Here is a 24,170-nt window from a genome sequence, read left to right as displayed (position 1 = left end):
CCTCAGGCTACCGTACGGAGAAGCTTTTTCGCTTGTGTTGCCATCAGTCGTTCTTCGTTGGTCGGGATCACTAGCGTTTTGAAATCACCCAGGAAGCGCAGCCTTCGCAGGATTGCCTCGCGGACAGGGGCGGCGTGCTCGCCAATCCCGCCCGTAAAGACAAGCGCATCGATGCCGCCTAGGGAGACGGCCATCATCGCGATATGCTGAGCCGTTTTGCGGGCAAAATACTCGAGCGCAAAGGCGGCTTTGGGATCGTCGCTTTGAAGCAATGCCTCGACGTCGTTGCTGATGCCGGACAAGCCTTTCAGGCCCGAACACTCATAGAGGATATCCTGGACCGCTTCGACGCCAAGCTCCAGGTCGTGGATCATGTAGAGAATGGCGCCCGGATCGATTGAGCCGCTGCGGGTTCCCATAGGAATGCCGTCGAGCGCGGTCATGCTCATCGTCGTATCGACGCTGACGCCGTTCTTCAACGCACAGAGGCTGGCGCCATTGCCGAGGTGGCCAACAACCACACGGCCGGCACGGAGGTCCGGATAGTCTTTGGACAGCACCTGAGAAATCCAATCATAGGAAAGCCCATGGAAGCCATAGCGGCGCATGCCTTTGTCGCGCATCTCCTGCGGTAGTGCGAAGCTGCTGGTCAACTCGTCGTGGCCTGCGTGAAAGGCTGTGTCGAAGCAGGCAATATCGGGCGCTCCGCTCGCGATTCTCGCCGAAGCGGTGATACCGGCGAGATTGTGGGGTTGGTGAAGCGGCGCTAACGGGATCAGCGCCTCGAGGCGGCGCATCACATCCGGCGTGACAATGACGGGCTCTCGGAAGGTCTGTCCACCATGGACGACGCGATGGGCAACGGCTGTTGTGTGCCAGCCGTGATCGTGCCCGCCTATGAGCTCGGTCACCGCGCGGAGTGCTAGATTGTGATCAGTGCTCGCGGGCAGGGTACTTCGCGTCTCCTCACCATTGGGAAGCTTCGCACGCATCTCAGGCGTGTCACCAATACCGGTGACCTTGCCGCTCATCAGCACGTTTAGGTCCCGTTCCGCGAAGATCTGAAACTTCAGGCTCGATGAACCGGTGTTGAGAACAAGCAGCGTGTCGATCATCGAATTGTGCTCCGAGGCCGATCAAGAGAGTACAAAAGCGGGACGGTGTGTCAGGGCGTCGCAATTGCCCTGCGCCGGCACTGAGTACCCCTCTGCTGCGGCAGGGTGGCCGCAGAAGATGCAAGTGTCAAATTGTTTCTGTTTCAGGATTCGCGTATAACGAGTTCTTTGTCAGGTGGCGTTGCGGTGGATCAAATCCTGCCTTTATGCGGTTATGGTCGCCGGCTCTATTCCCGAGGGTTTGGACTTGCCGTAGTCGATGCAGGCAGACTCCAGCGTGTTATTGTTGTGGGCCGCTCGAGCACCACGCTACTCGATTTGGGAGGGATGGGAATGGAAATGCAGCTATCCATTCCTGCTCGCCCTGAAGCGGTCAGCTTCGATCCTAGCCGGACTGCCGTCATGGTCATCGATATGCAGAACGACTTCGGCTGCCGTGGTGGAATGTTTGATCGCGCCGGCCTTGACGTCGTGCCCATCGCGCATCTCGTTCAGCCGATTTCGCGGTTGCTCGAAGCGGCGCGGCGTAACGCATTGCTCATCGTCTACACCAGGCAAGAGCATAATGCGGACCTTTCCGATGCCGGTAACGAAGATGCTCCGCATCGCATCAAGCACAAGCGCCTGAATATCGGGGCAGCCGTGGTAGCCCCAAACGGCATCCAAAGCCAAATCCTGGTGCGCGATACCTGGAACACTGCAATTATCCCGGAACTCGAGCCTCAGCCAGGTGACGCCGTGATCTCCAAGCATCGCTACAGTGCATTTTTCGAAACGTCGCTCGATACCCTCCTTCGCGCCAGGAGGATCAACACGCTCATCTTCACCGGTGCCACGACCAGCATCTGCGTTGAGTCCACAGTCCGTGACGCGACTTTTCGCGACTATCGTTGCATCGTGCTTAGGGACTGTACGGCAGAACTAATCGCGGCTGACACAATGCGCAGCAACCATGAAGCGTCGCTGCTCGCAATCGAGCTGCTCTTCGGTTGGACAGCGGAGTCCGAGGCGGTGATTGACGCCTTATCCAGAAGTGCAAAAGCCGGGTAGGGGGCAAGCCGCAACCGCCGCTGATCGGTGCCCCTACTCACAAAATCCTCTGAGATCTCAGGATTTTTCTCTTTTCGGGTTGCGCCGATCGGCCTATCAAGCGGTAGTGCTGTTCGGCACGCCTCGGATCCCGCTTCTGTGTCCATTCTATCCGGATGCATCCAATTCCACATCGGCAGACCAATGACAGCTATGCAGACGACTGAGAAAGACGATGTGGAGAGCATCCGCAGGGCAAAGATCGTCGCGCTGGTCGTTGCCGTTTCGTTTTTCATGCAGATTCTCGACGGCACCATCGTCACCACTTCATTGCCGCAGATGGCGGCGAGTTTTGGCGTTCAACCGATATCCATGAGCATCGGCATCACGGTCTATATGCTGACGATGGCGGCCTTCATTCCGCTTTCGGGATGGCTTGGGGATCGATACGGCGCACGGCGCGTCTTCATGGCCTCGATCGCCGTCTTTACGATCGCCTCGCTCTTCTGTGGGCTCTCCGATGGGCTTGCGGAGTTTGTCATCGCCCGCGCGGTGCAGGGCGCGAGCAGTGCGCTGATGACGCCGGTCGGCCGGATCATTGTCCTCAAGAATGCCCGCAAATCGGAGCTCGTCCAGGCGATCGCGCTGATAACCTGGCCGGCGCTGACGGCTCCCGTTGTCGGTCCGCTGCTCGGCAGCTTCATCACCACCTACGCAAGTTGGCATTGGAACTTCCTCATCAATGTGCCGATCGGGGTGCTCGGCATGGCGCTGGTTCTTCGTTTCGTGCCGGAACAGCGCGAGGAAGATGCCGGGCGGCTGGATTTACTTGGCTTCGTTCTCAGCGGCGGCGGATTGACCTTCCTGCTGGCAGCACTTGAGTTCTCGGTGAAATGGCATGGCGGGCTGGTACCAATTTTGCTGATGCTGGTGGCAGGGCTCGTGCTCTCGGTCATGGCGACCCGGCATTTCCGGCGAGTCAGCAATCCATTGCTCGATCTGTCTGCCTTCAAAGTGCAAACCTTTGCGATCGCGACCCTTTCAGGCGGGACGGCGAGCCGTCTCGCGATCAACGCGACGCCCTTCCTCTTGCCGCTCCTCTTCCAACTCGGATTCGGATTGAGCTCGATCGAAGCGGGTGCCTATCTGCTGGTCTACTTTCTCGGAAACCTCGGCATGAAGGTCGTCACGACACCGCTGCTCGCCAGGTTTGGATTTCGCGTGGTGCTCTTCTTCAACGGGTTGATTGCTGCATCGGCGATTGCCGCCTGCGGCTTTCTCGTACCCGAGACGCCGCGTATTGTTATCTACGTGCTGTTGATGACCGCGGGTCTCTCGCGCTCAATGGAATTCACGGCACTGAATACACTGGCCTTTGCCGATATCAGTTCTGCACAACGCAGTTCGGCTTCCACTCTGTCGAGCATGCTGCAGCAGATTTCGATGTTGCTCGGCGTGGCGATCGCGGCGGCGGTGCTCAACATCTCCGTCGCCTTGCGCGGTGTCGAGGGGCCGGGGCTCGTCGATTTCCGATGGGCGTTTCTTGTCGTCGGCGCAATCGGCATCATATCGTCAGTGAGCTTCCTGCGGCTGGTGCCGGATGCAGGCGCCGAGGTTTCGGGTCACAAGATCGGCACGAAATAGTTGGCCGCCGTGCAGTCGGGCGGCTCTTGCGGGAGGAAATATGGAACTCGGATATGTCTGCACGCCAGAGGAGGTCTTCGACTTCTGGTTCGAGGAGTGCGGCCGCGATCAATGGTTCAAAGCGTCGACGGCGCTTGATCGGGATATTCGCAAGCGCTTCCGCGACACGCATCTTGCGCTCTCGCGCGACGTGTCGGAGGAGTGGCGTGCGACGCCCCACAGCAGGCTTGCCGCGGTAATCGTGCTGGACCAGTTTTCTCGCAACATCTACCGCGCGACACCGCTCGCTTTTGCTACCGATGGGCTTGCTTTGCACGAAGCAAAGCTTGCCGTGGAAGCTGGCGCCGACCAGCAGGTCAGCCCGGAATGCCGGACGTTTTTTTACATGCCCTTCGAGCACTGCGAAGATCTGGCCGAGCAGGATCGTGCCGTGGCACTATTCAGGGCGCTTGGCGATGAGGAATATATCGACTATGCGCTTCGCCACCATAAGGTGATTGCCGCCTACGGTCGATTTCCGCATCGAAACGCCATCGTCGGACGACAATCGACCGCGGCAGAACTAGAATATCTGGCACAGCCGGGCGCAGGCTTCTGAGCGCGTCGCCTTTCTGTTGCCTTTCTTTCTTATGAAAAACTGGACTCCAATTTTGATCCAGAACCTTCCGAGCGGGGATATTTTGCGGCCGACCCAACTCTTGCTTCGCATTTTCCTAGTCGCTGCGCTGGCGACCGCTGGCGCGAGCCTTGCAAGCGCGCAGGCGCCTCAACCGCAGGTCGAGAAACAGCCCCAGGCGACCGAGCAGGCTTCAGTTGCTGACGGTCCGATCGAGCAGGCCGCTAAGGCGCTGGAGAAGGCGAAGCAGGACCTCGTCGCGCTCGAGGACGGCGTAAGGCAGAAAGGCGACGATGACGACGCGCTGGTGGCTCTCGCCGGAAAGACCGACGAACTTGGGCGCTCGGTTCTCAACATATCCGTCGGCCTCCGGCCGCGGCTCGACCAGATCAAGAACCGCCTTGGCGAGCTAGGCGATCCACCAAAGGAAGGGCAGCCGGCCGAAGCGGAGATCGTTACGACCGAACGCAACGCCCTGACGGCCGAGCGCGCCCAGATTAACGCCGTTACCGGTGATGCCGAGACCCTGTCTGCTTCCATCAGTAAGCTTGGTAACGTTATCGCTGAAACACGCCGACAGCTTTTCGCCGCGACCTTGCTGCGACGCACCGATGTCTCGGTTTCCGTTATTGACGATGCGGCGCGCGCCTTCGTCCAGGAGGGGTCGGAGTTTGTCCAAGCCCTTGGAAGCTGGCTGGGATTTGTACTGAAGTTCAAGGCTTTCGCGTTCTTCGCGGCCATCTTCATGTCGCTTGTGACGGCGTTGGTGCTGTTGTCCGGCGGTTACCGCATCTTCGGTCGCTACCTGCAGCGTAAGGAAACGGACGAGCAGCCCTCCTATATCAATCGTCTCTCGATTGCTTTCTGGTCGACGCTGATCCGGACGTTCGCGCTTACTACGCTCCTGGTGACCTCCTATTTCTTCCTCAACAGTTTCAACGTTCTGAGACCGGATATCGCGCCGATCATCGGGGCGCTCTTCGGTGCGATCGGGTTGATCTATTTCGTCAGGCGTTTCACCAATGCGGTGTTCGCACCGAAGGAGCCGCAATGGCGTCTCGTCAAGCTTTCCAACCGCGGTGCGAGCTCCATCGGAGCCTGCTTGCTCGCGATGGCCATCGTCAATGCGCTTGATTACCTCTTCGGCAGCATCAGCGAGGCGATGGGGTCCCCACTCGTCCTGACCGTGGTCAAAAGTTTGATTGCGGCATTGATCATCGGCTTCATCCTGATCGCTGCCTCGTTTGGCAGGCCGATGCTGGCGCGAAATGGCGATCCTGACGCGCCGGGACGCCATTGGCCGCGGGGCATGGCGATCATTCTGCGCGTCCTGGGTGCGGGGCTGATCATAACCGCGCTGACTGGTTATGTCGGGCTTGCGCGCTTTGTTGCGACCCAGTTGATCATCACCGGCGCGATCATCGTCACGACCTATATCGGTCTCCTGTCGGGCAAAGCGATTTCACGCAGCGAGACTTTTGGCGAGACATCGCTTGGTCGTTTCCTCCAAAAGCGTTTCAAACTCGGCCCTGTTGCCATCGACCAAGCGGGCCTGTTGGTTGGCATGTGCATCTCGGCCGTCGCGCTGATAGTTGGGATTCCGCTGGTGCTGCTCCTGTGGGGCTTCCACATCCAGGATCTTGAACTTATCGCCTATCGCCTTCTCACGGAGGTCAGGCTGGGTGGGATCAGCATTTCGCTGGTCGGGATAATGACTGGTGTCCTTCTCTTTGCAGGCGGCTACCTGCTGACGCGCTGGATCCAGCGCTGGCTCGACAGCAACGTCATGGCGCGGAGCCACGTCGACCTCGGCGTTCGAAATTCGGTCAAGACAGGAATCGGCTACCTTGGCGTTGGGCTTGCGGCGATTGTCGGCGTTTCCGCTGCGGGCATCGACCTCTCAAACCTCGCGCTCGTTGCCTCGGCGCTTTCGGTCGGCATCGGTTTCGGCCTCCAGAACATCGTGTCGAACTTCGTTTCCGGTCTGATTTTGCTCGTAGAACGGCCGTTCAAGGTCGGCGACCACGTGGTTTCCGGTACCGCTGAGGGCATCGTGAAGCGCATCTCCGTGCGCGCAACCGAGATCGAGACATTCCGCAAGCAGTCGATCATCGTGCCGAATTCCGAGCTGATCAACGCATCGGTCGGTAACTGGACCCATCGCAACAAGATGGGGCGCTCCGAAATTCCGGTTTCGGTGAGCTACGATTCCGATCCGCAGAAGGTGATGGACATCCTGCTGGAGCTGGTGAATGCCGTGCCTGTCGTCCTGCGCAATCCTGAGCCGCATGTCGAGTTCCTTCGCTTCGGGCCGTATTCGCTGGATTTCGAGCTTCGCTTCATGCTTGCTGACATGGGGGACGGCCTGAAGGTCCGGAACGATCTCCGGATCGCGATCCTTAAGAGATTCAGGGAGGAGGGCGTCCAAATCCCGCTTCCGCAAAGCGATGTCGTATTCCATCGCCAGCCGGACCAAGTCGGAGGGGCAACTCCCGCAAGCAAGGCGCCGGCGAAGATCGAAGATGTCTCCGAGACGAGCGAAATGGACGACGAGGCCGGCACTGTGCGCCGGTTGCGCGGTAAGTCGGCTGATGGCAATCTCAAGGGGTAAAGGCGTTGTTCAGCGATCGTTCATAGCGGTCGCCGTATAACGCCTGCAATCGGGTTTTCGCTGCTGGGGGCAGCAGCGCCGAGACGCTCCGAGGGAGGGCGCAACATCCGCGCCGCACTGCATGGCAAGATTTGCCGTCGTACTGCTTTTTTCGCTCATGGCCGTAGGCCAAACTCACGCAGCTTCCATCACCAATACCGATAGCGCCGCTGTTGTGATCGTCCTTTCCGAGGGCGGTCACAAGATGCAGCTCGTGCTCGATGCTGGTGCATCCGAGACGTTCTGCCAGTCGGGCTGCTTCATCACAGCGCCTGACGGTGATCGCATCGGGCTCGATGGCGGCGAAACGATCGACATCATCAAGGGATCGGCCGTCGTAAAGTGAACGACGGCGCGCTCTGATCACAATTTTTGTCCACGGATTTTCGACCAAAGGCCTTTTGCGGCTTGCCTATTTGCATGCAGTCGCGGCAAGCTTTTCGCATGTCGTAAACAGGCATTTGGCAAGCCCGGCCTCGCTGCATAGTTCGCTAAGGCGATTTGCGTCGGCGGCATTCGTCGGACAGGTTAGTAGAACAGAGGGTAATTCTCCATGAAGACACATGCGCGCGCAGTGGTCATCGGCGGCGGCGTCGTTGGCGTTTCGACGCTTTATCACCTCGCCAAGAAGGGCTGGGACGATGTCGTCCTGATCGAACGCAAGGAACTGACCTCCGGTTCGACATGGCATGCCGCGGGTCTGCTGCCTTTGTTCAACATGAGCTACTCGGTCGGTCAGATCCACAAGTACTCGGTTCGGTTCTATCAGGAGCTTCAAAAGGAAACCGGCATGAATGTCGGTTTCAGCCAGGTTTCCAACATTCGTCTGGCGCGCACCAAGGATCGCTGGGACGAGTACATGTACTATGCCGGCATCGCGGAGACGATTGGCGTCAAGGTCAACGTACTGACGCCGGAGCAGGTCAAGGAGATTTGGCCGCTCTGCGAGACGGATGGTCTTCTCGGCGCGATCCAGCATCCCGATGACGGCTACATCCAGCCTGCAGATCTGACCCAGGCGCTCGCCAAGGGTGCGCGCGACCGCGGTGCCACGATCTATCGCAACACCACAGTCACCGCGATCGAGCAGCAGCATGATGGTCTCTGGAAGGTGACGACGGACAAGGGCGAGATCACGGCAGAGCACATCATCTCCTGTACCGGCAACTTTGCCCGCAAGACCGGAGAGATGGTCGGGATCAACATTCCGGTTATCCCGGTAGAGCACCAGTACATCGTCACCGAGCCGCATCCGGCGATCCTCGAGCGCAAGGCCAAGGGCCTGCCGGAGATGGGCGTGCTCCGCGAATCCGACAGCGCCTGGTACATGCGCGAAGAGAATGGCGGCCTCATTCTCGGGCCGTACGAGCACGGCGCGCCAGTCTGTTATGTCAACGGTCCGTCGGATGAGAGCGAGTACGAACTCTTCCAGGAAGAGCTCGATCGCCTGATGCCGCATATCGAGACCGCGATTGCCCGCGTCCCCGCTTTTGGTGAAGTCGGCATCAAGAAGGTCTATAACGGCGCGATCGCCTATACGCCCGATGGCAACCCGATTGTTGGTCCCGCACCGGGCCTCCGCAATTTCTGGCTCAACGAGGGGCACTCCTTCGGGATCACCGCAGCCGGTGGCGCCGGTTGGCAGTTGGCGGAATGGATCGTGGATGGCGAGCCGACCGTTGACATGATGGGCGTCGATCCGCGTCGTTTCGGTCCCTATGCGACCGAAGGCTACCTCATCGCCAAGAACGAAGAGGCCTACGCCAACGTCTTCACCATGCATTATCCTGATGAAGAGCGCGGTGCCGCTCGTCCGCTGAAGACGACGCCGGTCTACGATCGCCTGAAGAAGCTGGGTGCTGTTTTCGGTTCCGTCTATGGCTGGGAGCGCGCCAACTGGTTTGCACCTGAAGGCTACGACCTGCCGAAGGATCAGATTGGCGTTGGCGAGGATGTCCTCACCAACCATAATCACTCCGATCCTGAAGAGGATGGTCGCATCCTTGAACGCTGGTCGTTCCGGCGCTCGAACTACTTCGAGCATGTCGGCAACGAAGTCATGAATGTGCACAAGAATGTCGGTGTGCTCGACATGTCCGCCTTCGCCAAGATGGAAGTCTCCGGCCCCGGCGCACGCGCCTGGTTGGAATCGATCTTTGCCAACGCCATCCCGAAGAAGCGCGGTCGCATCGCGCTCTGCCACATGCTGACGGTTCACGGTGGCGTTCGCGCCGAGTTCACGGTCTACGAATGGGCTCCGAACCGCTTCTACCTTGTGTCAGCCGGCGCCTACGAGGCGCACGACCATGACTATTTGCGCCGGCTCGCGCCGACTGATGGTTCCGTTCGGCTGCAGCAGATCACGCAGCGACTCGGTGTGCTGGTGCTTGCCGGTCCCAAGTCGCGTGACCTGCTCAAGAAGCTCACGCGGACGAGCCTTGAGAACAAGGACTTCCCGTGGTTGTCGGGCAAGGAGATCTCGATCGGCGTTGCGAGCGCACATGCGCTGCGCGTCAATTTCGTCGGCGAGCTTGGCTGGGAATTGCATCATCCGATCGAGATGCAGAACTACATCTTCGACAAGCTGATGGAAGCCGGGGCCGAATTCGGCATCAAGCCGTTCGGTATTCGCGCGATGCTGTCGATGTCGATCGAGAAGTCCTACCGTCTCATCCCCCGCGAGATGTCGATCGAGTACAACGCCTATGAATCGGCGCTTGATCGCTTCATCAAGCCGGAGAAGGAGTTCCTCGGTCGTGAGGGGCTGTTGGCCTACAAGGACAAGGGGCTGAAGTGGAACTTCGCGACCCTCGTCGTCGAGACCGGCAACGATGTCGATGCCCGCGGTTCCGAAGCCATCTACAACGAGGCTGGCGAGCTCGTCGGACGTGCGACAAACGGCACCTTCGGCTTCCGCATCAATCGGTCGCTGGCGCTGGCGATGCTGCGTCCCGACTACGCCAAGGAAGGCACGAAGCTGAAGATCAAGATCCTCGGCACGACGTACAACGCCACCGTCGTCGGCGAGAGCCCCTTCGATCCGGACAACGCCGCGCTGAGGGCATAGTCCTTTAAGCATGTTTCGAAGAAAGTCAGGGCGGCCCTCGTGGCCGCCTTTTTGTTGGTCAGTGACCGCAGCCGATTAATACTTATTCAAACCGGCTACTGTACCGCTTTGAAGCGGGGATACTATTTTATCAAAAGGTTTCGAAATGGCGTTTTTGGGTATTTCAGGAATGCAATATTCCGGAGGCATGTTTGCCGGTGCGCGCATTATTCTCGCCGAGGATTCCAATGTCTTCACATCGATGATCGGCAGGCGGCTGAAGGAGCTTTTCGATATCGACGTGGAGATCTGCCGGAGTTTTGAAGAGCTGCAGCTGTCATATGACAAGTCCACCGACCCGATCACGCTTGCCATTTCCAACATCAATCTGCCCGGTGCCGAAAATGGCGAAGCATTGGAATATCTGGTCGATCTCAGCATCCCGACCATCGTCTTCACCGGCACGTTCCAAGAAGGTATGCGCGACAAGCTGATCGCCACGGACATCGTCGATTACATCCTCAAGGACAATGTCTTCGCGGTTGATCTTCTTGCCGAATCGATCTGCCGCTTCCTTACCAATCATCGTCATCATGTTCTGATTGTCGATGACAGCGCTACGGCCCGCGCGCTGCTCTCGAGCCGCCTCAAGCGCTACAATTTCCGGGTCAACACCGCGGAGAGCGGCGCCAAGGCGCTCGAAATCCTCAAGGCGAATCGCGACATCGGCTTGATGATCACCGACTACAACATGCCCGATATCGATGGCTTCGAGCTGACGCGACGCATACGCGCCAACATCGGCTCGCACGAGTTGCGCATCATCGGCGTGTCGTCATCGTCCAACCGGCTTCTGTCGGCGCGGTTCCTCAAAGCCGGCGGTAACGACTTCATGCTGCGCCCATTCATCGACGAAGAGTTCTACTGCCGCGTCAACCAGAACCTCGACACGCTGCTGCAGATCCAGTCGATGCGCAGGGAGCGGGCCGTTGCCTGACGCACTTCCTGCGCTCGAGGATTGTAGGTGGGACGCATTCACGCCCCCGGAAACGGAGATTTATGCAATTTCCGGTGTTGCCAAGTCTCGATATCTTCTCAGGCGTGTTTCTGTGAGTTATCTTCATAAAAGTCGAGAAGACGGTCGATTCGGACTGCGGCGGCTTTCTGGGGGATAGGAGTGAATGGCGTTCCAGGAGGATCTCCATCGGGATGGATTCGGGCCACGTTTTGGTGGCCAGCGGGTACTCCTGGTTGAAGATTCCCGGATGTTTTCAGCGGTTCTGTGCCACCGGCTTCATGCAGAACTCGGCCTGAACGTCAAACCGTGCGCCTCCCTGAAAATCCTCGAAGAGACGATCGCCCAGTCGCCAAACGATTACACAATGTCGATTGTCGACCTCAATTTGCCGGACGCACCCTATGGCGAGGCGCTCGACTGCACCATACAGGCCAGTATCCCGACCATTGTCTTCACCGCCACTTTCGACCTCGATACGCGCAATCGCATCATGGAGCGCAATGTCATCGACTATGTGCTGAAAGACAACGAGTTCGCGCTCGATAGCGTTGTTGCCAGCGTCAGGCGGGCATTATCGAACAGGAAGATACGGGTGCTCGTGGTCGACGATGTCCCTTCCGCGCGCGAACTCCTGGTCGGGTTGCTCGAAGCGCAACAGTATATGGTTGTGGAAGCCGCTTCCGGCCTCGAGGCCTTCGCCGCGCTTGAGACCTACGACGATATCGAGGTCGTCATCACTGATCATCATATGCCCGACATGAGCGGTTGCGAGCTGACGCGGCGGATACGGCGGCACTTCTGCTCTGACCGGCTGCGGATCATCGGGGTTTCATCTTCGAGCGATCGCCTGCTCTCTGCGAGCTTCCTGAAGGCCGGCGCTTCGGATTTTCTCTATAGGCCGTTCGTGGCTGAGGAACTGCAGTGCCGGGTCGCCAACAACGTCGAGACTTTGGCGCAGCTGAAGCAGCTTCGGGCGGCTGCGGCCTGCGACTACCTCACTGGCCTCTACAATCGCCGCTACTTCTACGATCTCGGGCCGAAGCTGGTGAATGACTGCCTGCGCCAGAAGACCGCGGCCGCTGTCGCGATCCTCGACATCGATCATTTCAAGCGGTTGAACGATACATACGGGCACGAGATCGGAGACGAGGTGCTGAAGGCGGTCGCAGACCGGCTTGCAACGATCTTCGAGGGAAGCGACAACCTTCTTTCGCGCCTCGGTGGTGAGGAGTTTGCGATCTTGTTCCCGATGATGGATTCAATGGCCGCGAGCAAGCTGTGTGATGAGATACGGTCGGATATCTCACGCATGAAGGTGATGGCCGATGACGAGGAGCTTTCCGTCACCGTTTCGATCGGCGTTGCCGAGATTTCCGACTATGAAACCTTCGACAACTATCTCAATGCCGCCGACCAGTTTCTCTATATGGCCAAGCACAAAGGGCGCAATCAGGTCTATTCCGACGCGCGGATGACGGCGGAGGCGGCTCAATAGCCGCCCGGGCTGAGATCACGCGGCGATGGCCTGGCGTGCGGTTGCCATCGTCATCTTGCGTTCTGCGCGCTCCTGTTGCGGCGAGCGATGATAGAGTTCGCGATAACACTTGGAGAAGTGTGAGGCCGAAACGAAGCCACAGGCGACGGCGACTTCGACGACCGGCATGGAGGACTGCACCAGCAGGTGGCGGGCGCGATCCAGCCGTATTTCCAGATAATACCGCGCCGGCGAGCGCCCCATTTCCTGACGGAACAACCGCTCGATCTGGCGGCGTGACAGGTCGACGCCGTCCGCGATCTCAAGCAGCGACAGCGGTTCGGAGAGGTTGCCTTCCATCAGTTCGATGATGGAGAGAACCTTGGCATTCTGGACGCCGAGGCGCGCGCGCAACGGCAGGCGCTGGCGATCGTTCGGGCTGCGGACGCGATCCGTCAGATGCTGCTCGCAGACCCGGTTCACCAGCGTTTCGCCGAAATCCTGGCCGATCAGATTCAGCATCATGTCCAGCGACGCCGTGCCGCCGGCGCAGGTGTAGAGATTACTGTCCACTTCATAGAGATCGGCATAGACCTCGGCCTGCGGAAAGGCTTCCGAAAAGCCCGGCAGGTTTTCCCAGTGGATAGCACAGCGCTTGCCGTTCAGAAGCCCCGCCTGTGCGAGGATGTGCGCGCCGGTACAAAGGCTGCCGACGGCGACGCCGCGGTTGTAGGATTCGCGCAACCAAGCACTGACGGACTTGTTGTTGAAGTCTTCGACATCGATGCCGGAACAGACCAGCACCATGCTCGGGCGATATTCGCCGCCGAGATTGCGGCGCTCATCGGCCAGCGACGTATTTGCCTCGACGCCGATGCCGCAGGAAGAATAGACCTTCTGCCCGTCAACCGAGGTCAGCCGCCACGTGTAGGCCTGGTAGCCGAGCATGCGGTTGGCTATGCGCAGGGTATCGATCGCCGCTGAAAAGGGCAGCATCGTAAACTGCGGAACCATGAAGAAGACGAGAGAGCGTTGCTTGTGCGACATCTTGTTCATGAGACAAATCCGTTCTGGAGGTGCGAATGCACTATTCGTTGCTTGGAATACGTCGTTTCGATATCCTGAAAGCGACATTCTCATGGATAAATGCGGCCGCAAAGAGCAAATTTGCGACATTGCTGAAATTGACGATGGTCAAATGACGTTTGAGTTCTTCAAAAGTTCGAAAAAGGTGCTCGAAGAAAATATATGTGTCTGAAATTCAAGATTTAATTAGGAGCCCCTAAAGACGGAGAAAGCGGCGCTGCACGAAGGCGGGCGCCGCTCTCACGCGGGGAGGAATGTCGGATTCATTACATAACCTTGCGTTCATCCGCGCCATCCGCCGACGGCCAGCCAATGTCCTTACGCATGTCGAAGGGCATGGATTCGATTTCGCGGGCGGCCTGCCACTGGTGCCAAGCATGAACCAGCTTGCGGGCATAGTCGACAATATGCGCATGAACTTCGCTTGAGGACGCCTTGGTGTGCCTGAAGGTAATCGTCGTCATAGCCGTTCCTTTCTTCGTCGGATGACGCCTTGTTTGATGAGTAAAATATGGGTGTTTTCGTCCCATCAATCAAACGAATAGCATTTATGGATATCATCAGTGATTTTGAACGATGGCGACGCGCGGCGGATTGGATATCCGCCGACACGGCCAATTCAATTCGAGGGGCGTCGTGCCTACCGGCGGCGCGGGAGGAGCCGCCACGCATGGTGTTGATCTAAAGGGAGATGCGGGCACAGCGCTGCCGGCGGAACAGTGGCCGATCTGGCGGGGCGGATTCATATGTCCCGAGGGCAACTTGGGCGGCTGGCGGCCGCCGCGGTATGTCGATTGCCCTAGTTTAGGGGCCTGCAATCGGTTCGGCTACTCCACCCTCCAGGCGCGATTCCTGCGATCTGATCACCATAATGTTTCCGCGCCAATCGAAACTGCCTCTCAACCAACTCCGTGTCCAGATCGCTGGCTGCAAGACATCGCGGGTAACCATTGCGAGGAGTGACAGCAGGGATAGGTGCCAATGCTTGCGGGCTGCAAGAATAACTTCCGGCGCGTAGGCGGTGCATAAGACTGCCAGGGTTGTAGTAACGAGACTGGTGCCGGAAACGACGGCAGCGCTCAGGCCCAGCAATAGGGGAGGAACTACGCCAAGCAGGATCTCCGGCGCGAAGAAGTGCGGGAAAGTGACGCGTCTCAGCCGCGCCCAACGAGACTGCCTGGCCCAGAGCTCGCGGAAGGTCCTTCTGCCTAGGGGCTGCTCGAATGGTCCGGCGACGAGATGCACCTTGAGGCCCATGCTGTTGACCAGCTTTGTGGCGGCGGCGTCTTCTGCGATCTCGGCCGCAAGGGCTTGGATGCCACCGTGGGCGTCGAGGATCGTCTTTTGCCAGAGCATGTTCTTGCCTTGCGCGAAGCCGAATCCAAGCGCTTCCCCGGCATATTGCCAACGGGCTTGGTGGGTGTTGAGAAGAGCACATTCGACCTCCGCCCAAAATCCGCTCGGACGGGAGCCAAGTGGCGTCGAGCAAACGAGGCCGCTGTCGGGTCGCCATGCGGCCATAAGGCGTGCGAGATAGTTCGCCGGCATCAGGACATTGGAATCGGCAAGGACGACCCATTCATGCGCCGCCGCGCTCCAGCCCTTGACGCAGTTGTTGAGTTTCGGATTTGCGCTGATGCGGTCATCCCCGATCAAAATCCTTGCATTTGCCAGCGGCCTTGCTCGGAGGGTGTTCTCCGCCAGACCAATGATCGGATCGGCCTTGTCTGCAACGCAAAAAATGACTTCGTAGTCGGGCCAATCCAGGATCAGCGCGCTTTCGAGTGTTTCCCGCGAGAACTGTTCTATGCCGCAAAGGGGTATCACGATCGAGACAGGCGGACGCCCAGCGACACTTGGCGTCTTGTCTTGGCGGGACCGAATTCGCCATCCCGCGATCATAAGGCTGAGGGTATTGGCTGCCAGCAGGGCACCGGCGACGGCAATGATATACAGCATCAGTCATTCCAGCGGTGAACAGCGCCGGAATGAAAACGAGTCTCAGCGCTCGGTGAGTCAAAACATCACCGTCAGATGACGCGATGATGACATCTACCCAACGGTGACGCCTCAGTCATGCGAAGATCCACAGGATCTGTCTGCCGACGAGGGCCGGCTTGCCCGCCGCGACGCCGATGCCGACAGGCTCCGGCTCAGTGTTTCTTCCTCAACGCCCTCTGGATCTTCACAACCTCACCCTTCATCAAGATCAGGAAGTGCTTCTTGTCGAGGCGATTGGCGACGTCGCCATCCATTGTCATGTAATCGGTTCTGGGCCTAGGGATGGCTTCATCGGCAACCCTGATCTGTTCGATGACAATGCAGGGATTTCCTGCGCCGCCCGTGCATTTGAACCGCCGCGTCTCCTGATACTGTGACATCAACGCCCCTCCTAGCTGACAGCAAGCATCATCGTTTCCGACGCGGCGATTTCAAGTTTTATTTTAGTCATTACTGAAATAGATGGAGGGGAGATCGTCGAGATGAGCGGACAAAGCCCGGTGCTGCTTCGGACAGCGCCGGGCCTCTGCGACTGCAGTTGAGGGAAACGCAGTCAGCGCAACGACAAAGCAAAGCGTGCGTTGCCCAGAAGGAACGCCTCCTTGCATCGGATGTTCCGACAATTCGAGGCATTGTCGGACGAGCCGTGTTTTGGTGCGCGCCTTCGCGCGTCGGCACAACGAGCGGCTGCCGTGCGCGTGATATCTACCGTGGCGCCTCGGCGGTGAACACCAGCGCTGACATCGGCCCTTCGATCGGACCATTGCCGAAAGCCTGCTCGAGAGCCGCCGTGACTCGTGCCACGACGTCGAATTTCGGGTTGCGGGCTTCGATTTCCATGCGGAGCGGACTGCCCTTGCAGAAGGCGGTTGCGGCGTCCCTTGCCGAGGACGCATGGGCAGTTTTTTCGACCTTGGTGAAAGCGGCCGACTCGAATCCGGCCCGTTTGAGTTCCGAGAGGATCGCCTCGGCATCAAAATAGCTGTGCGGCGTTCGCCGGAAGAAGTCCAGCGGATCTTCTGGAAACAATGCATCCGTCTCAGTCATGATGACCTTTGCGAAGGCGTTGCTCTCGAGGGAGTCCCAGGTGCTGAAGAGGAAGGTCCCTTGCGGCTTGAGCACGCGGAGGATTTCGCGGTAGGCGCGTTGCTTATCGGGAAAGAACATGACACCGAACTGGCATGTGACGGTGTCAAAGATCTGATCGGGAAAGGGCAGGCTCAACGCGTCAGCCTGTCGCCATGCGATATGCCCGCCAGAATGTCTCAATGCGGCGACATCCAGCATCGCCTGGTTCAAATCGGTGGCGATGATTTGGGCGTCCGGAAGCGCCGACGATATCGCGCGCGTGAGGGCCCCGGACCCTGCTGCGACTTCGAGAACGCGGTGCGGATGAACCGATGCCAGGCGCTGCGCCAGATCGGCGGCATAAGGGTCAAACAGGATCGGCACCAGATACCGATCGTATGCTGCAGGGATATCGCCTTGGAAACACGCATCGTTCATCGCGATCGTCCTTACGCTCCGTCGCCGCGCCCGGAGCGTATATTAGAACCTTTCGATGCGTCTTTGAAGCCGGTGGCGGCGCTCGCATCTTCAGCGAGGGACGGTCATACCTAGTGCCTGTAGGTCGAGGTCATCAGCGAGATGCCTCGGCAGCCGAGCCAACTGATCTCGTGTGCGATTGCGTGTCTGACGTGAGATCTGACGAGATCTGAATGCGTAGAAGATGTCGAAGATTACAATAAGCGTGTTCATCGCGGCCTCCTTTCATCAGTACTAGCCGCTATGCACCAAGGGTATTGTCGGGTTGACTTTCAATCAAACAAAATGATATGGAAGTCAAATTCAGAAAAATTGAAAGATGTGACGATGAGCATTCCCTTTCGCCGTCCCATTCCTTTGCTTGACAACGACGTGCTGCGCACCTTCGTTGCCATTGCAGAGACCGGCAATTTTTCCACGGCCGCGGAAGCCGTCTATCGGACGCCGTCGGCGGTATCCATGCAGATCAAGAAGCTGGAAGAGCAACTCGGCGCCACGCTGTTTCTGCGTGATGCGCGATCGGTCAGTCTGACCCAGCATGGCGAAGTGCTGCTCTCCTACGCGCGCAACATCCTCGCTCTGTCGAACGAGGCCGTCTCGCGGTTCATCATGCCCGAGCTGAGCGGCGTGGTGCGGCTCGGCGCGCCTGAAGATATCGGCGAACGGCTGCTGCCGAATATCCTGAAAAGCTTCGCAGAGAGTTTCCCGAGCATCATGGTCGATGTCACCATTGACATGAGCATCGGCCTCAAGAAGCGCATGGAAGAGCAGCGCCTGGACCTGGCACTGATCAATTGCGCGACGCGTCCGCTGCCGACGGATGGGGAGATCGTCTTCCGCGAGAGGCTTGTATGGGCCGGTGCCAAATGTGGTACGGCGCACCGCCGCGATCCGCTGCCGATCTCGATCTGGGAGGATGGCTGCATTTGGCGCTCTGAGGCACTGTCTCAGCTTGAGCGAATGAAGCGCGGCTATCGTGTCGCTTTTCTTAGCGGTCACACCATGGCCCAGCGAGCGGCCGTCGTTTCCGACCTCGCGATCGCGCCCCTGCCGCGCTCCTATGTCACTGATGAGATGACAATTCTCGGCGTGCAGGAGGGGCTACCCGAACTCGGTTCCTTCGACATCAGGCTGCTCACTGCGTCACAGATGAACAACCCGATGCGGGCGGTAGCCGATAGCATCCGCTTTGCCTTTGCGGAAAAAGCCAAGGCCGTAGCGGCTTGACAACTTAGTACGGACCTCTTTTCTTCCTCTGGGGTTTAATGCGCGCGGAGTCACCCGCGCGTGGACGATTGAAAAGAAGGATTTCGCAATGACGACAATGGCCAAGATCGGCTCCGCCCTCGCAATTCTGCTCGTGCTTTCTTCGTGTGGAAACACAATCCGCGGCATCGGTCGCGACACGGCAAATGCCGTAAACGCGACTCAGGATGCAGGTCGTTCGGTCGGTCGCGCGGCCACCAGGTAAGACGGCGTCAGATCACCGCCGGCGGGTAGGCCCTTTCCAGCCCGCCGGAACGCGAAAGCCCACTCCGGAACGCCGCATAGGCCGGGTGCTGGCTTGATTTCGCAGCCTCCATGAGGCGTATCTGCAGGCGGGCCGGCGCTGCGCCGCCAATCCATTTCCCAAGGCTCTCGAGTTTCAGCGTATTCAGGAATGGCGCGCTCGCGGCATTGTTCAGGTGACGGTGAAGACCATTGATGACGTTCTCGTCCTGTGCCGCATTTTCCATCAGCAGGGAGACGTAGGATTTTTCCTGCTCCTCCAGGCTGGCAAGCTTCGAGGCGATTGTGTCGCGGTCGGGAAACGGGGCGGATGTCATCTTTTTTCTCTTCGTCTGGGCAAGCAGCTTGGCACGATTTGTGCCGCCGCTTACAGGAAACCGATACCGTCAGAAGACGGCTGCTCCTTTTGCCCGCTCACTCTTGCGCGAATCCTGCGCTGACCAATCGAAGAATATTGCACCGTCTGGTGAGCGATTGCTTTGCTCTTCCTAGAGCCCGGCCTTGACCTTTTGCGCGACATCGGCAGGAACCCATTTGGTCCATAGCGCGGCGTAGTTCTGGAGGAAGTAGACGGTGGCTTCCTCGTTGCTCTTGTGGTTGTCATCCTGCCAGGCGAGCACTTCGTTGATTGTCGTATTGTCCCACGAGCGGAGCTTCAGGTAATCCATGGCCGGTCCGGCACGGTCGGCGAAGGCTTTGGTGACAATCGTAAAGGCCCGTGAGACGGGATAGGAATTCACCTGCGGCCGCGCGCAGCCGGGGACAGATGTGCACTTATCCCATTCTGCCTTGTCATGACCCACGCCGAAGCTCAGGCGCGTCATGTCGTATTTGCCGAGGACGGCCGTGGGTGCCCAGTAATAGCCAAGCCAGCCCTCCTTTTTCTGGAAGGCGCTTGCGATAGAATCATCAAGGTCCTGTGGGCTGCCGGTTTCGATCAACTGAAACCCGCTCTTCTCGGCGTCCAGCGCGCGGAACAGGTTGGATGTCGAAATCTGACAGCTCCAGCCGACGGGGCAACTAAAGACGACGCCCTGCGATGCATTTCCCGGCGCGGGGAAGAGTTCCGGATGCTTGAGCGCATCCTGTACGCTGCGGATATTGGGGTTAGCGTCGGCGACGAATTTGGGTATCCACCAACCTTCGACAGCTCCCTCCGAAAGGATTTCCGCCGCCAGGATCAGCCTGCCCTCCTTGACCGCACCGTCGAGTTCTGTGCGGACGGAATTGATCCAGAACTCCGAAGCGATATCCGGCTCACCGTTCTCGTTCATCGACAGGAAGGTCGGCATCGTGTCGCCCGGGACGATTTTGACAGAGCAGCCATAACCCTTCTCAAGAATGAACCTGTCGAAGTTGGCCGCAATACCCGCCGAAGCCCACTTCATTTCAGCGATGGTGACGTTGCCGCATTCGGCAGCCTGCGCAGTCGTAGCGGCCGCACAGATTCCTGCGGCGAGCAGGATCGACGTGCAGAGAGATCTCATTTGCCTTCCCATTCTTGCTGCCCCGCCACAACTAGGCGTTCCGCGTCTTGCGGAGATCTTTATCCTGTTTGTCCGGCTATTGCTGTGGCGCTCGTCTTGATGCCTTGGAATGGCAGCCTACGCGTTCGGCTGTGGAAATCAATCGTTCTTCTGTGCATGAGGCGTGAAGTCTAAGCGTCTGATTTGAAAACGTATTGCCAGCCCCACCAAAAGGTTACCACGAGCGTCCCAAAGCCGGAAAATGCCGAAATTCATCTTTGCTTAGGGAGTTGCTAACCGTCCGGTAACAATGTGGCGCTATCTGTTCTTCCGTGGCGGGGGACACCGCCGCTTCTCCGGATCAGGTAATGCGTCCCGGAGAACGTGAGCTTCGCCGTGTATGGGCGAATGCGCCAGCGTATTTCGGCAGGCCGCGCTACCCTAAGCGGGTGACGTGGCCTTCGCATTTTCGGCGCTTGCGATTGACCACGGCAGAGAGGCCGTTGTAGGCCGGGGTCGGGTTCTCCGGAGTTCCGTGACAATGACCAAGGCCATCATGCTGCAAGGGACCGGCTCCGATGTCGGCAAGACCGTTCTTGTCGCGGGGCTTTGCCGTCTTGCTGCCAATCGTGGCCTTTCGGTCCGTCCCTTCAAACCGCAGAACATGTCGAACAATGCCGCGGTCGCCGACGACGGCGGCGAGATCGGCCGGGCGCAATGGCTGCAGTCGCTTGCCGCGCGTGTGCCGTCCTCGGTGCACATGAATCCTGTATTGCTCAAACCGCAATCCGAATACGGCAGCCAGATCATCGTTCAGGGCAAGGTCTGGGGGCAGGCCAAGGGACGGGACTATCAGAAACTCAAGCCAGCGCTCCTCGACTACGTAATACAGAGCTTTTCGGCCGTTTCGGCCGGAGCGGATCTTGTGATCGTGGAAGGCGCAGGTTCGCCCGCCGAAATCAATCTCAGGGCCGGCGATATCGCCAATATGGGATTTGCCACCCGTGCCGGTGTGCCTGTCGTGCTTGTCGGCGATATTGACCGCGGGGGCGTGATCGCCTCGCTGGTTGGGACGCATACGATCCTCTCCGAGGGCGACCGGGCAATGATATCCGGCTACCTCATCAACAAGTTCCGTGGCGACGTCTCGCTCTTTGATACGGGTATCGATGCGGTGCGCCGCTTCACCGGATGGCCATGCTTCGGTGTCGTGCCGTGGCTCAAGCACGCTTCGCGTCTGCCGGCCGAGGACGCGGTGGCGTTGGAACGCCTCGCACGCGGCGGCACGGGGGCACTCAAGGTCGCCGTGCCGGTCTTTACCCGCATCGCAAATTTCGACGATCTCGACCCCTTGAAGGCGGAGCCGGATGTCGATTTGGTTTTCGTCCGCGCGGGCGAGCGGCTGCCTGCGGACGCGCGGCTGGTGATCTTGCCCGGTTCGAAATCAACGATATCAGACCTGGCTGATATGCGTGCGCAGGGTTGGGATGCCGACATACTGGCCCATGTGAAGCGGGGTGGTCGGGTGATCGGGATTTGCGGCGGCTATCAGATGCTCGGGCGCAAGGTCCATGATCCCCTGGGCATCGAGGGACATGCGGTGGATATGGCGGGCCTCGGGCTGCTTGACGTCGAGACGGAGATGGCGCCTGAAAAGACCGTCCGCAAAAGTGTTGCGACAGCAGTGGAGGACGGGTCCCCGCTTTCCGGCTACCAGATCCATCTCGGTATCACCTCCGGCGAAGACTGTGGCCGGCCGTTCGCGATCGTCGATGGCAGGCCGGATGGCGCGGTATCGGCAGACGGCCGGATTGCGGGAACCTATCTGCATGGGCTGTTCGCCAGCGACATCTACCGTTCTCGCTTGCTGCGCAGCTTTGGCCTTTCGGGCGACACGAATGACTATCGTGCCGGCGTCGAGAAAGCCCTGGACGACGTTGCGGCCGAGCTGGAAGCCTGTCTTGACCGGCGCTGGCTGGACGAACTTCTCGGCTAGATCTCGCCGGATATTTCGCGGCGGCGGCGATCGAGTTCTTCGCTGTAACGGCGCAGCGTATGCGCCTCGCTCAACTGACCGACAACCTTGCGCTCAATCAGATTGTTGACGACGGCGAGCGCTTCGCTTTCGGTCTTGTCGAAGATGGCGGCTGCCTGCTTGGCGTTCATCTGCGGCTGCAGGAAATCGTTCTTGTAGCGGACAAATTCGCTGAGATCCTTGCCGGTTTCGTCGGTATCGGTCAGGTTCGCGTAAATCTCCGGAACGAGCACGAGGCCGCTGTACTTGCCGGTACCATCGACCAGGACGACCCGCTGCGCCGAGCCGATGGGGAAGCGTTCCTTGAACTCATCGATCGAGAGAGCGGCATTGGCGGTCTTCACATCGGCGCGCATCAGCCGGTCAACCGTTAGGTTGCGGATCCAGCCGACATCGTGCGCGCTGCGAATGCTCTCGCCGCGCAGGTGGAAGCGCCATGTTGCGAAGGAGTAGCCGAAGGTGCTGCGGACGACGAGCGAGGAGGTGATGACCGACGCCAGCACAAGCGCCGTGATCGGAAAGTCGCCGGTAATTTCGAGAGCAAGGAACGTCATCGTCAGCGGCCCGCCGATGACGGCGACCGCAAGCGAACTCATGCCGACGACCGCGTAGATGACCGGTGTCAGCGTAGCGTGAGCGAAGTAGGGGGCGGAATAGGCGAAGAACTTGCCTACCAGCGCGCCCATGAACAGCGACGCGAAGAACAGACCGCCTCTGAAGCCCGAACCGATCGAGATCGCGGAGGCGAAGGCTTTCAGGAGGAACAGGCCCACGAGCACCGGAATCGCGACGTCGCGCCCGAGGTTGAGGTGGAGCGCGCCATGTCCTGCCGACAGCACCTGCGGTGTGATCAGCGCGAGGAGGCCAACGACGATGCCGCCAAGGGCAGGGCGCAGCGGCGTCGCGATCGAACTCCGGCGAGCCAATTCCTCGATCCAGGCAACGCCCTGCATGATCATGATACCGACACCCGCACAGAATGCGCCGAGCAGGAGAGCCGGGACGTAATCAGCCGGCATGACCGTACCGAATTCGCCAACGTCGATCAGGAAATCGCTGCCACCGAGCAGCCGAGCCACCAGCGTCGAAACCAGCGCAGAAACCACAACCGGCGTTAGCGAGACGATGGTGTACGAGCCGATGATGAGCTCGAAGGCGTAGAATGCGCCGGTCAGCGGGGCATTGAAGGCAGCGGCAATCGCACCCGCTGCGCCGCACCCAACGAGAACGCGCAGGTCCGAGCGGCGAAGCTGCAGCTTCAGCCCGAGCTTCGAGGCCAGTCCGGCCGCCAGTTGCGTGTAGCCGGCTTCCAGGCCGACGGAGGCCCCGAAACCATTAGAAATAAGATTTTGGACTGCGACCAGAATGCTATCGGTGAGAGATAGCCGACCGCCATGCAGTGCGTTCGCCTCGATCGGGTCCACCATCGGCTTCTTGCGGGTCTTGGCAAGCACGAACAGCAACAGACCCAGGAGAATGCCGCCGCAGACCGGCGCCGTCAGCAACAGCAGCTTGTTGTCGATCTGCGACGAACTCAGTCTCTCGACGTCGCTGATTCCGAAGATCAGGCTGTGCATTTCGCGGGAAATGAGACCCATACCGGTCACCGCCAAACCCGATATGACACCGACGATCGCGCCGGCGATGACCATCCCCATCTCGCTGCGGCGCAGCAGGGCGCGCATCCGCCCGATATCGAGAAGGGTATGAAACGGACCGAAGCGGCGAATATCGATTTTGAGGAGCATGGCAGGAAAACTAGGCGGGCGCAGGCGCGTTCAAGTGCGAGGAAGGGAGGTGCAAATCAGTGGCGCGACCCGCTTGCGATGCAATTGCGGCAAAAGACCGGCGCGGACAATAATTATTTATGACGTAAGCCACTGATAAAAGACGATAAATCTTGTAGAGTAGGTCGACTTGACAGCGTTTCGCGGCG

Annotated in this window: 20 protein-coding genes; 11 read left to right on the top strand and 9 right to left on the bottom strand. The window is 59.1% G+C overall.

Going from position 1 to position 24,170, the window contains the following annotated elements:
• Window positions 1–2: 2 nt before the first annotated feature.
• Window positions 3–1,115 (bottom strand): acetate/propionate family kinase, encoded by a 1,113-nt coding sequence (locus RHIBUN_RS0118755; RefSeq protein ID WP_025660731.1) that lies wholly within the window; start codon window positions 1,113–1,115, stop codon window positions 3–5.
• A gap of 186 nt (window positions 1,116–1,301) precedes the next feature.
• On the opposite strand from RHIBUN_RS0118755, the gene RHIBUN_RS0118750 reads away from it, so the two are divergent.
• From RHIBUN_RS0118750 to RHIBUN_RS0118715, 8 genes are all read left to right on the top strand, one after another.
• The gene (locus tag RHIBUN_RS0118750) at window positions 1,302–2,165 is read left to right on the top strand and encodes a cysteine hydrolase (protein WP_245271688.1); all 864 of its coding nucleotides are present in this window, start codon (window positions 1,302–1,304) and stop codon (window positions 2,163–2,165) included.
• A 183-nt stretch (window positions 2,166–2,348) separates the two neighbouring features.
• Entirely contained in the window at window positions 2,349–3,788 is a 1,440-nt protein-coding gene (locus tag RHIBUN_RS0118745) for an MFS transporter (protein ID WP_025660729.1), read from the top strand.
• A gap of 40 nt (window positions 3,789–3,828) precedes the next feature.
• Window positions 3,829–4,386: a DUF924 family protein gene (locus RHIBUN_RS0118740; RefSeq protein WP_025660728.1), complete on the top strand. Its 558-nt coding sequence runs from the start codon at window positions 3,829–3,831 to the stop codon at window positions 4,384–4,386.
• Window positions 4,387–4,468: 82 nt separating this feature from the next.
• A complete protein-coding gene (locus RHIBUN_RS0118735; protein ID WP_025660727.1) occupies window positions 4,469–7,015 on the top strand; it encodes a mechanosensitive ion channel family protein in 2,547 nt (848 codons plus the stop codon).
• Window positions 7,016–7,136: 121 nt separating this feature from the next.
• Window positions 7,137–7,400, top strand: a complete 264-nt coding sequence (locus tag RHIBUN_RS0118730) for a hypothetical protein (protein ID WP_025660726.1) — start codon at window positions 7,137–7,139, stop codon at window positions 7,398–7,400.
• 207 nt (window positions 7,401–7,607) lie between these two features.
• Window positions 7,608–10,121 carry an FAD-dependent oxidoreductase gene (locus RHIBUN_RS0118725; protein WP_025660725.1) on the top strand — a complete coding sequence of 838 codons (2,514 nt, stop codon included), beginning with the start codon at window positions 7,608–7,610 and terminating at the stop codon, window positions 10,119–10,121.
• A 145-nt stretch (window positions 10,122–10,266) separates the two neighbouring features.
• Complete coding sequence (locus RHIBUN_RS0118720; RefSeq protein WP_025660724.1) at window positions 10,267–11,097, top strand: response regulator; 831 nt, start codon at window positions 10,267–10,269, stop codon at window positions 11,095–11,097.
• Between the two features lie 184 nt (window positions 11,098–11,281).
• The gene (locus RHIBUN_RS0118715) at window positions 11,282–12,613 is read left to right on the top strand and encodes a diguanylate cyclase (protein WP_025660723.1); all 1,332 of its coding nucleotides are present in this window, start codon (window positions 11,282–11,284) and stop codon (window positions 12,611–12,613) included.
• A 15-nt stretch (window positions 12,614–12,628) separates the two neighbouring features.
• On the opposite strand, the gene RHIBUN_RS0118710 is transcribed toward RHIBUN_RS0118715, so the two are convergent.
• The 5 genes from RHIBUN_RS0118710 to RHIBUN_RS0118685 all read right to left on the bottom strand — a co-directional run bounded on the left by RHIBUN_RS0118710 (window position 12,629) and on the right by RHIBUN_RS0118685 (window position 17,185).
• Window positions 12,629–13,648 (bottom strand): GlxA family transcriptional regulator, encoded by a 1,020-nt coding sequence (locus RHIBUN_RS0118710; RefSeq protein WP_018854697.1) that lies wholly within the window; start codon window positions 13,646–13,648, stop codon window positions 12,629–12,631.
• Window positions 13,649–13,944: 296 nt separating this feature from the next.
• Window positions 13,945–14,142, bottom strand: coding sequence for a hypothetical protein (locus tag RHIBUN_RS0118700; protein ID WP_025660722.1), 198 nt, complete (start codon window positions 14,140–14,142; stop codon window positions 13,945–13,947).
• A 340-nt stretch (window positions 14,143–14,482) separates the two neighbouring features.
• Window positions 14,483–15,637, bottom strand: a complete 1,155-nt coding sequence (locus RHIBUN_RS0118695) for a glycosyltransferase (RefSeq protein WP_025660721.1) — start codon at window positions 15,635–15,637, stop codon at window positions 14,483–14,485.
• 194 nt (window positions 15,638–15,831) lie between these two features.
• Window positions 15,832–16,059: a hypothetical protein gene (locus RHIBUN_RS0118690; protein ID WP_025660720.1), complete on the bottom strand. Its 228-nt coding sequence runs from the start codon at window positions 16,057–16,059 to the stop codon at window positions 15,832–15,834.
• A gap of 325 nt (window positions 16,060–16,384) precedes the next feature.
• Window positions 16,385–17,185, bottom strand: a complete 801-nt coding sequence (locus RHIBUN_RS0118685) for a methyltransferase domain-containing protein (protein WP_037217164.1) — start codon at window positions 17,183–17,185, stop codon at window positions 16,385–16,387.
• Between the two features lie 324 nt (window positions 17,186–17,509).
• Here RHIBUN_RS0118685 and RHIBUN_RS0118675 point away from each other — a divergent pair, with 324 nt between their 5' ends.
• Together RHIBUN_RS0118675 and RHIBUN_RS0118670 are read left to right on the top strand one after the other, a co-directional pair.
• Window positions 17,510–18,451, top strand: coding sequence for a LysR family transcriptional regulator (locus RHIBUN_RS0118675; protein ID WP_025660718.1), 942 nt, complete (start codon window positions 17,510–17,512; stop codon window positions 18,449–18,451).
• An 88-nt stretch (window positions 18,452–18,539) separates the two neighbouring features.
• Window positions 18,540–18,695, top strand: a complete 156-nt coding sequence (locus RHIBUN_RS0118670) for an entericidin A/B family lipoprotein (protein WP_007788385.1) — start codon at window positions 18,540–18,542, stop codon at window positions 18,693–18,695.
• Window positions 18,696–18,702: 7 nt separating this feature from the next.
• Here the strand turns inward: RHIBUN_RS0118670 and RHIBUN_RS0118665 are convergent, their stop codons facing one another.
• Together RHIBUN_RS0118665 and RHIBUN_RS0118660 are read right to left on the bottom strand one after the other, a co-directional pair.
• Window positions 18,703–19,050, bottom strand: coding sequence for a hypothetical protein (locus tag RHIBUN_RS0118665; protein WP_025660717.1), 348 nt, complete (start codon window positions 19,048–19,050; stop codon window positions 18,703–18,705).
• A gap of 171 nt (window positions 19,051–19,221) precedes the next feature.
• A complete protein-coding gene (locus tag RHIBUN_RS0118660; RefSeq protein WP_025660716.1) occupies window positions 19,222–20,220 on the bottom strand; it encodes a glycine betaine ABC transporter substrate-binding protein in 999 nt (332 codons plus the stop codon).
• Window positions 20,221–20,740: 520 nt separating this feature from the next.
• Between RHIBUN_RS0118660 and RHIBUN_RS0118655 the strand changes: the two genes are divergently transcribed.
• Window positions 20,741–22,195 (top strand): cobyric acid synthase, encoded by a 1,455-nt coding sequence (locus tag RHIBUN_RS0118655; RefSeq protein WP_025660715.1) that lies wholly within the window; start codon window positions 20,741–20,743, stop codon window positions 22,193–22,195.
• Here the strand turns inward: RHIBUN_RS0118655 and RHIBUN_RS0118650 are convergent.
• A complete protein-coding gene (locus tag RHIBUN_RS0118650; RefSeq protein WP_025660714.1) occupies window positions 22,192–23,982 on the bottom strand; it encodes a chloride channel protein in 1,791 nt (596 codons plus the stop codon). The genes RHIBUN_RS0118655 and RHIBUN_RS0118650 overlap by 4 nt on opposite strands.
• Between the last annotated feature and the right edge of the window lie 188 nt (window positions 23,983–24,170).

Source organism: Rhizobium sp. IBUN (assembly GCF_000510625.1).
Taxonomy (GTDB): domain Bacteria; phylum Pseudomonadota; class Alphaproteobacteria; order Rhizobiales; family Rhizobiaceae; genus Rhizobium; species Rhizobium altiplani.
This window is presented reverse-complemented; position numbering and strand designations above follow the sequence as displayed.

Bases quoted from the DNA above. Each gene is read 5' to 3' on its own strand.
- RHIBUN_RS0118755 (WP_025660731.1), bottom strand. From the start codon at position 1,115: ATGATCGACACGCTGCTTGTTCTCAACACCGGTTCATCGAGCCTGAAG.
- RHIBUN_RS0118745 (WP_025660729.1), top strand. From the start codon at position 2,349: ATGACAGCTATGCAGACGACTGAGAAAGACGATGTGGAGAGCATCCGC.
- RHIBUN_RS0118740 (WP_025660728.1), top strand. From the start codon at position 3,829: ATGGAACTCGGATATGTCTGCACGCCAGAGGAGGTCTTCGACTTCTGG.
- RHIBUN_RS0118730 (WP_025660726.1), top strand. From the start codon at position 7,137: ATGGCAAGATTTGCCGTCGTACTGCTTTTTTCGCTCATGGCCGTAGGC.
- RHIBUN_RS0118725 (WP_025660725.1), top strand. From the start codon at position 7,608: ATGAAGACACATGCGCGCGCAGTGGTCATCGGCGGCGGCGTCGTTGGC.
- RHIBUN_RS0118720 (WP_025660724.1), top strand. From the start codon at position 10,267: ATGGCGTTTTTGGGTATTTCAGGAATGCAATATTCCGGAGGCATGTTT.
- RHIBUN_RS0118715 (WP_025660723.1), top strand. From the start codon at position 11,282: ATGGCGTTCCAGGAGGATCTCCATCGGGATGGATTCGGGCCACGTTTT.
- RHIBUN_RS0118710 (WP_018854697.1), bottom strand. From the start codon at position 13,648: ATGAACAAGATGTCGCACAAGCAACGCTCTCTCGTCTTCTTCATGGTT.
- RHIBUN_RS0118700 (WP_025660722.1), bottom strand. From the start codon at position 14,142: ATGACGACGATTACCTTCAGGCACACCAAGGCGTCCTCAAGCGAAGTT.
- RHIBUN_RS0118695 (WP_025660721.1), bottom strand. From the start codon at position 15,637: ATGCTGTATATCATTGCCGTCGCCGGTGCCCTGCTGGCAGCCAATACC.
- RHIBUN_RS0118690 (WP_025660720.1), bottom strand. From the start codon at position 16,059: ATGTCACAGTATCAGGAGACGCGGCGGTTCAAATGCACGGGCGGCGCA.
- RHIBUN_RS0118685 (WP_037217164.1), bottom strand. From the start codon at position 17,185: ATGAACGATGCGTGTTTCCAAGGCGATATCCCTGCAGCATACGATCGG.
- RHIBUN_RS0118675 (WP_025660718.1), top strand. From the start codon at position 17,510: ATGATATGGAAGTCAAATTCAGAAAAATTGAAAGATGTGACGATGAGC.
- RHIBUN_RS0118670 (WP_007788385.1), top strand. From the start codon at position 18,540: ATGACGACAATGGCCAAGATCGGCTCCGCCCTCGCAATTCTGCTCGTG.
- RHIBUN_RS0118665 (WP_025660717.1), bottom strand. From the start codon at position 19,050: ATGACATCCGCCCCGTTTCCCGACCGCGACACAATCGCCTCGAAGCTT.
- RHIBUN_RS0118660 (WP_025660716.1), bottom strand. From the start codon at position 20,220: ATGAGATCTCTCTGCACGTCGATCCTGCTCGCCGCAGGAATCTGTGCG.
- RHIBUN_RS0118655 (WP_025660715.1), top strand. From the start codon at position 20,741: ATGACCAAGGCCATCATGCTGCAAGGGACCGGCTCCGATGTCGGCAAG.
- RHIBUN_RS0118650 (WP_025660714.1), bottom strand. From the start codon at position 23,982: ATGCTCCTCAAAATCGATATTCGCCGCTTCGGTCCGTTTCATACCCTT.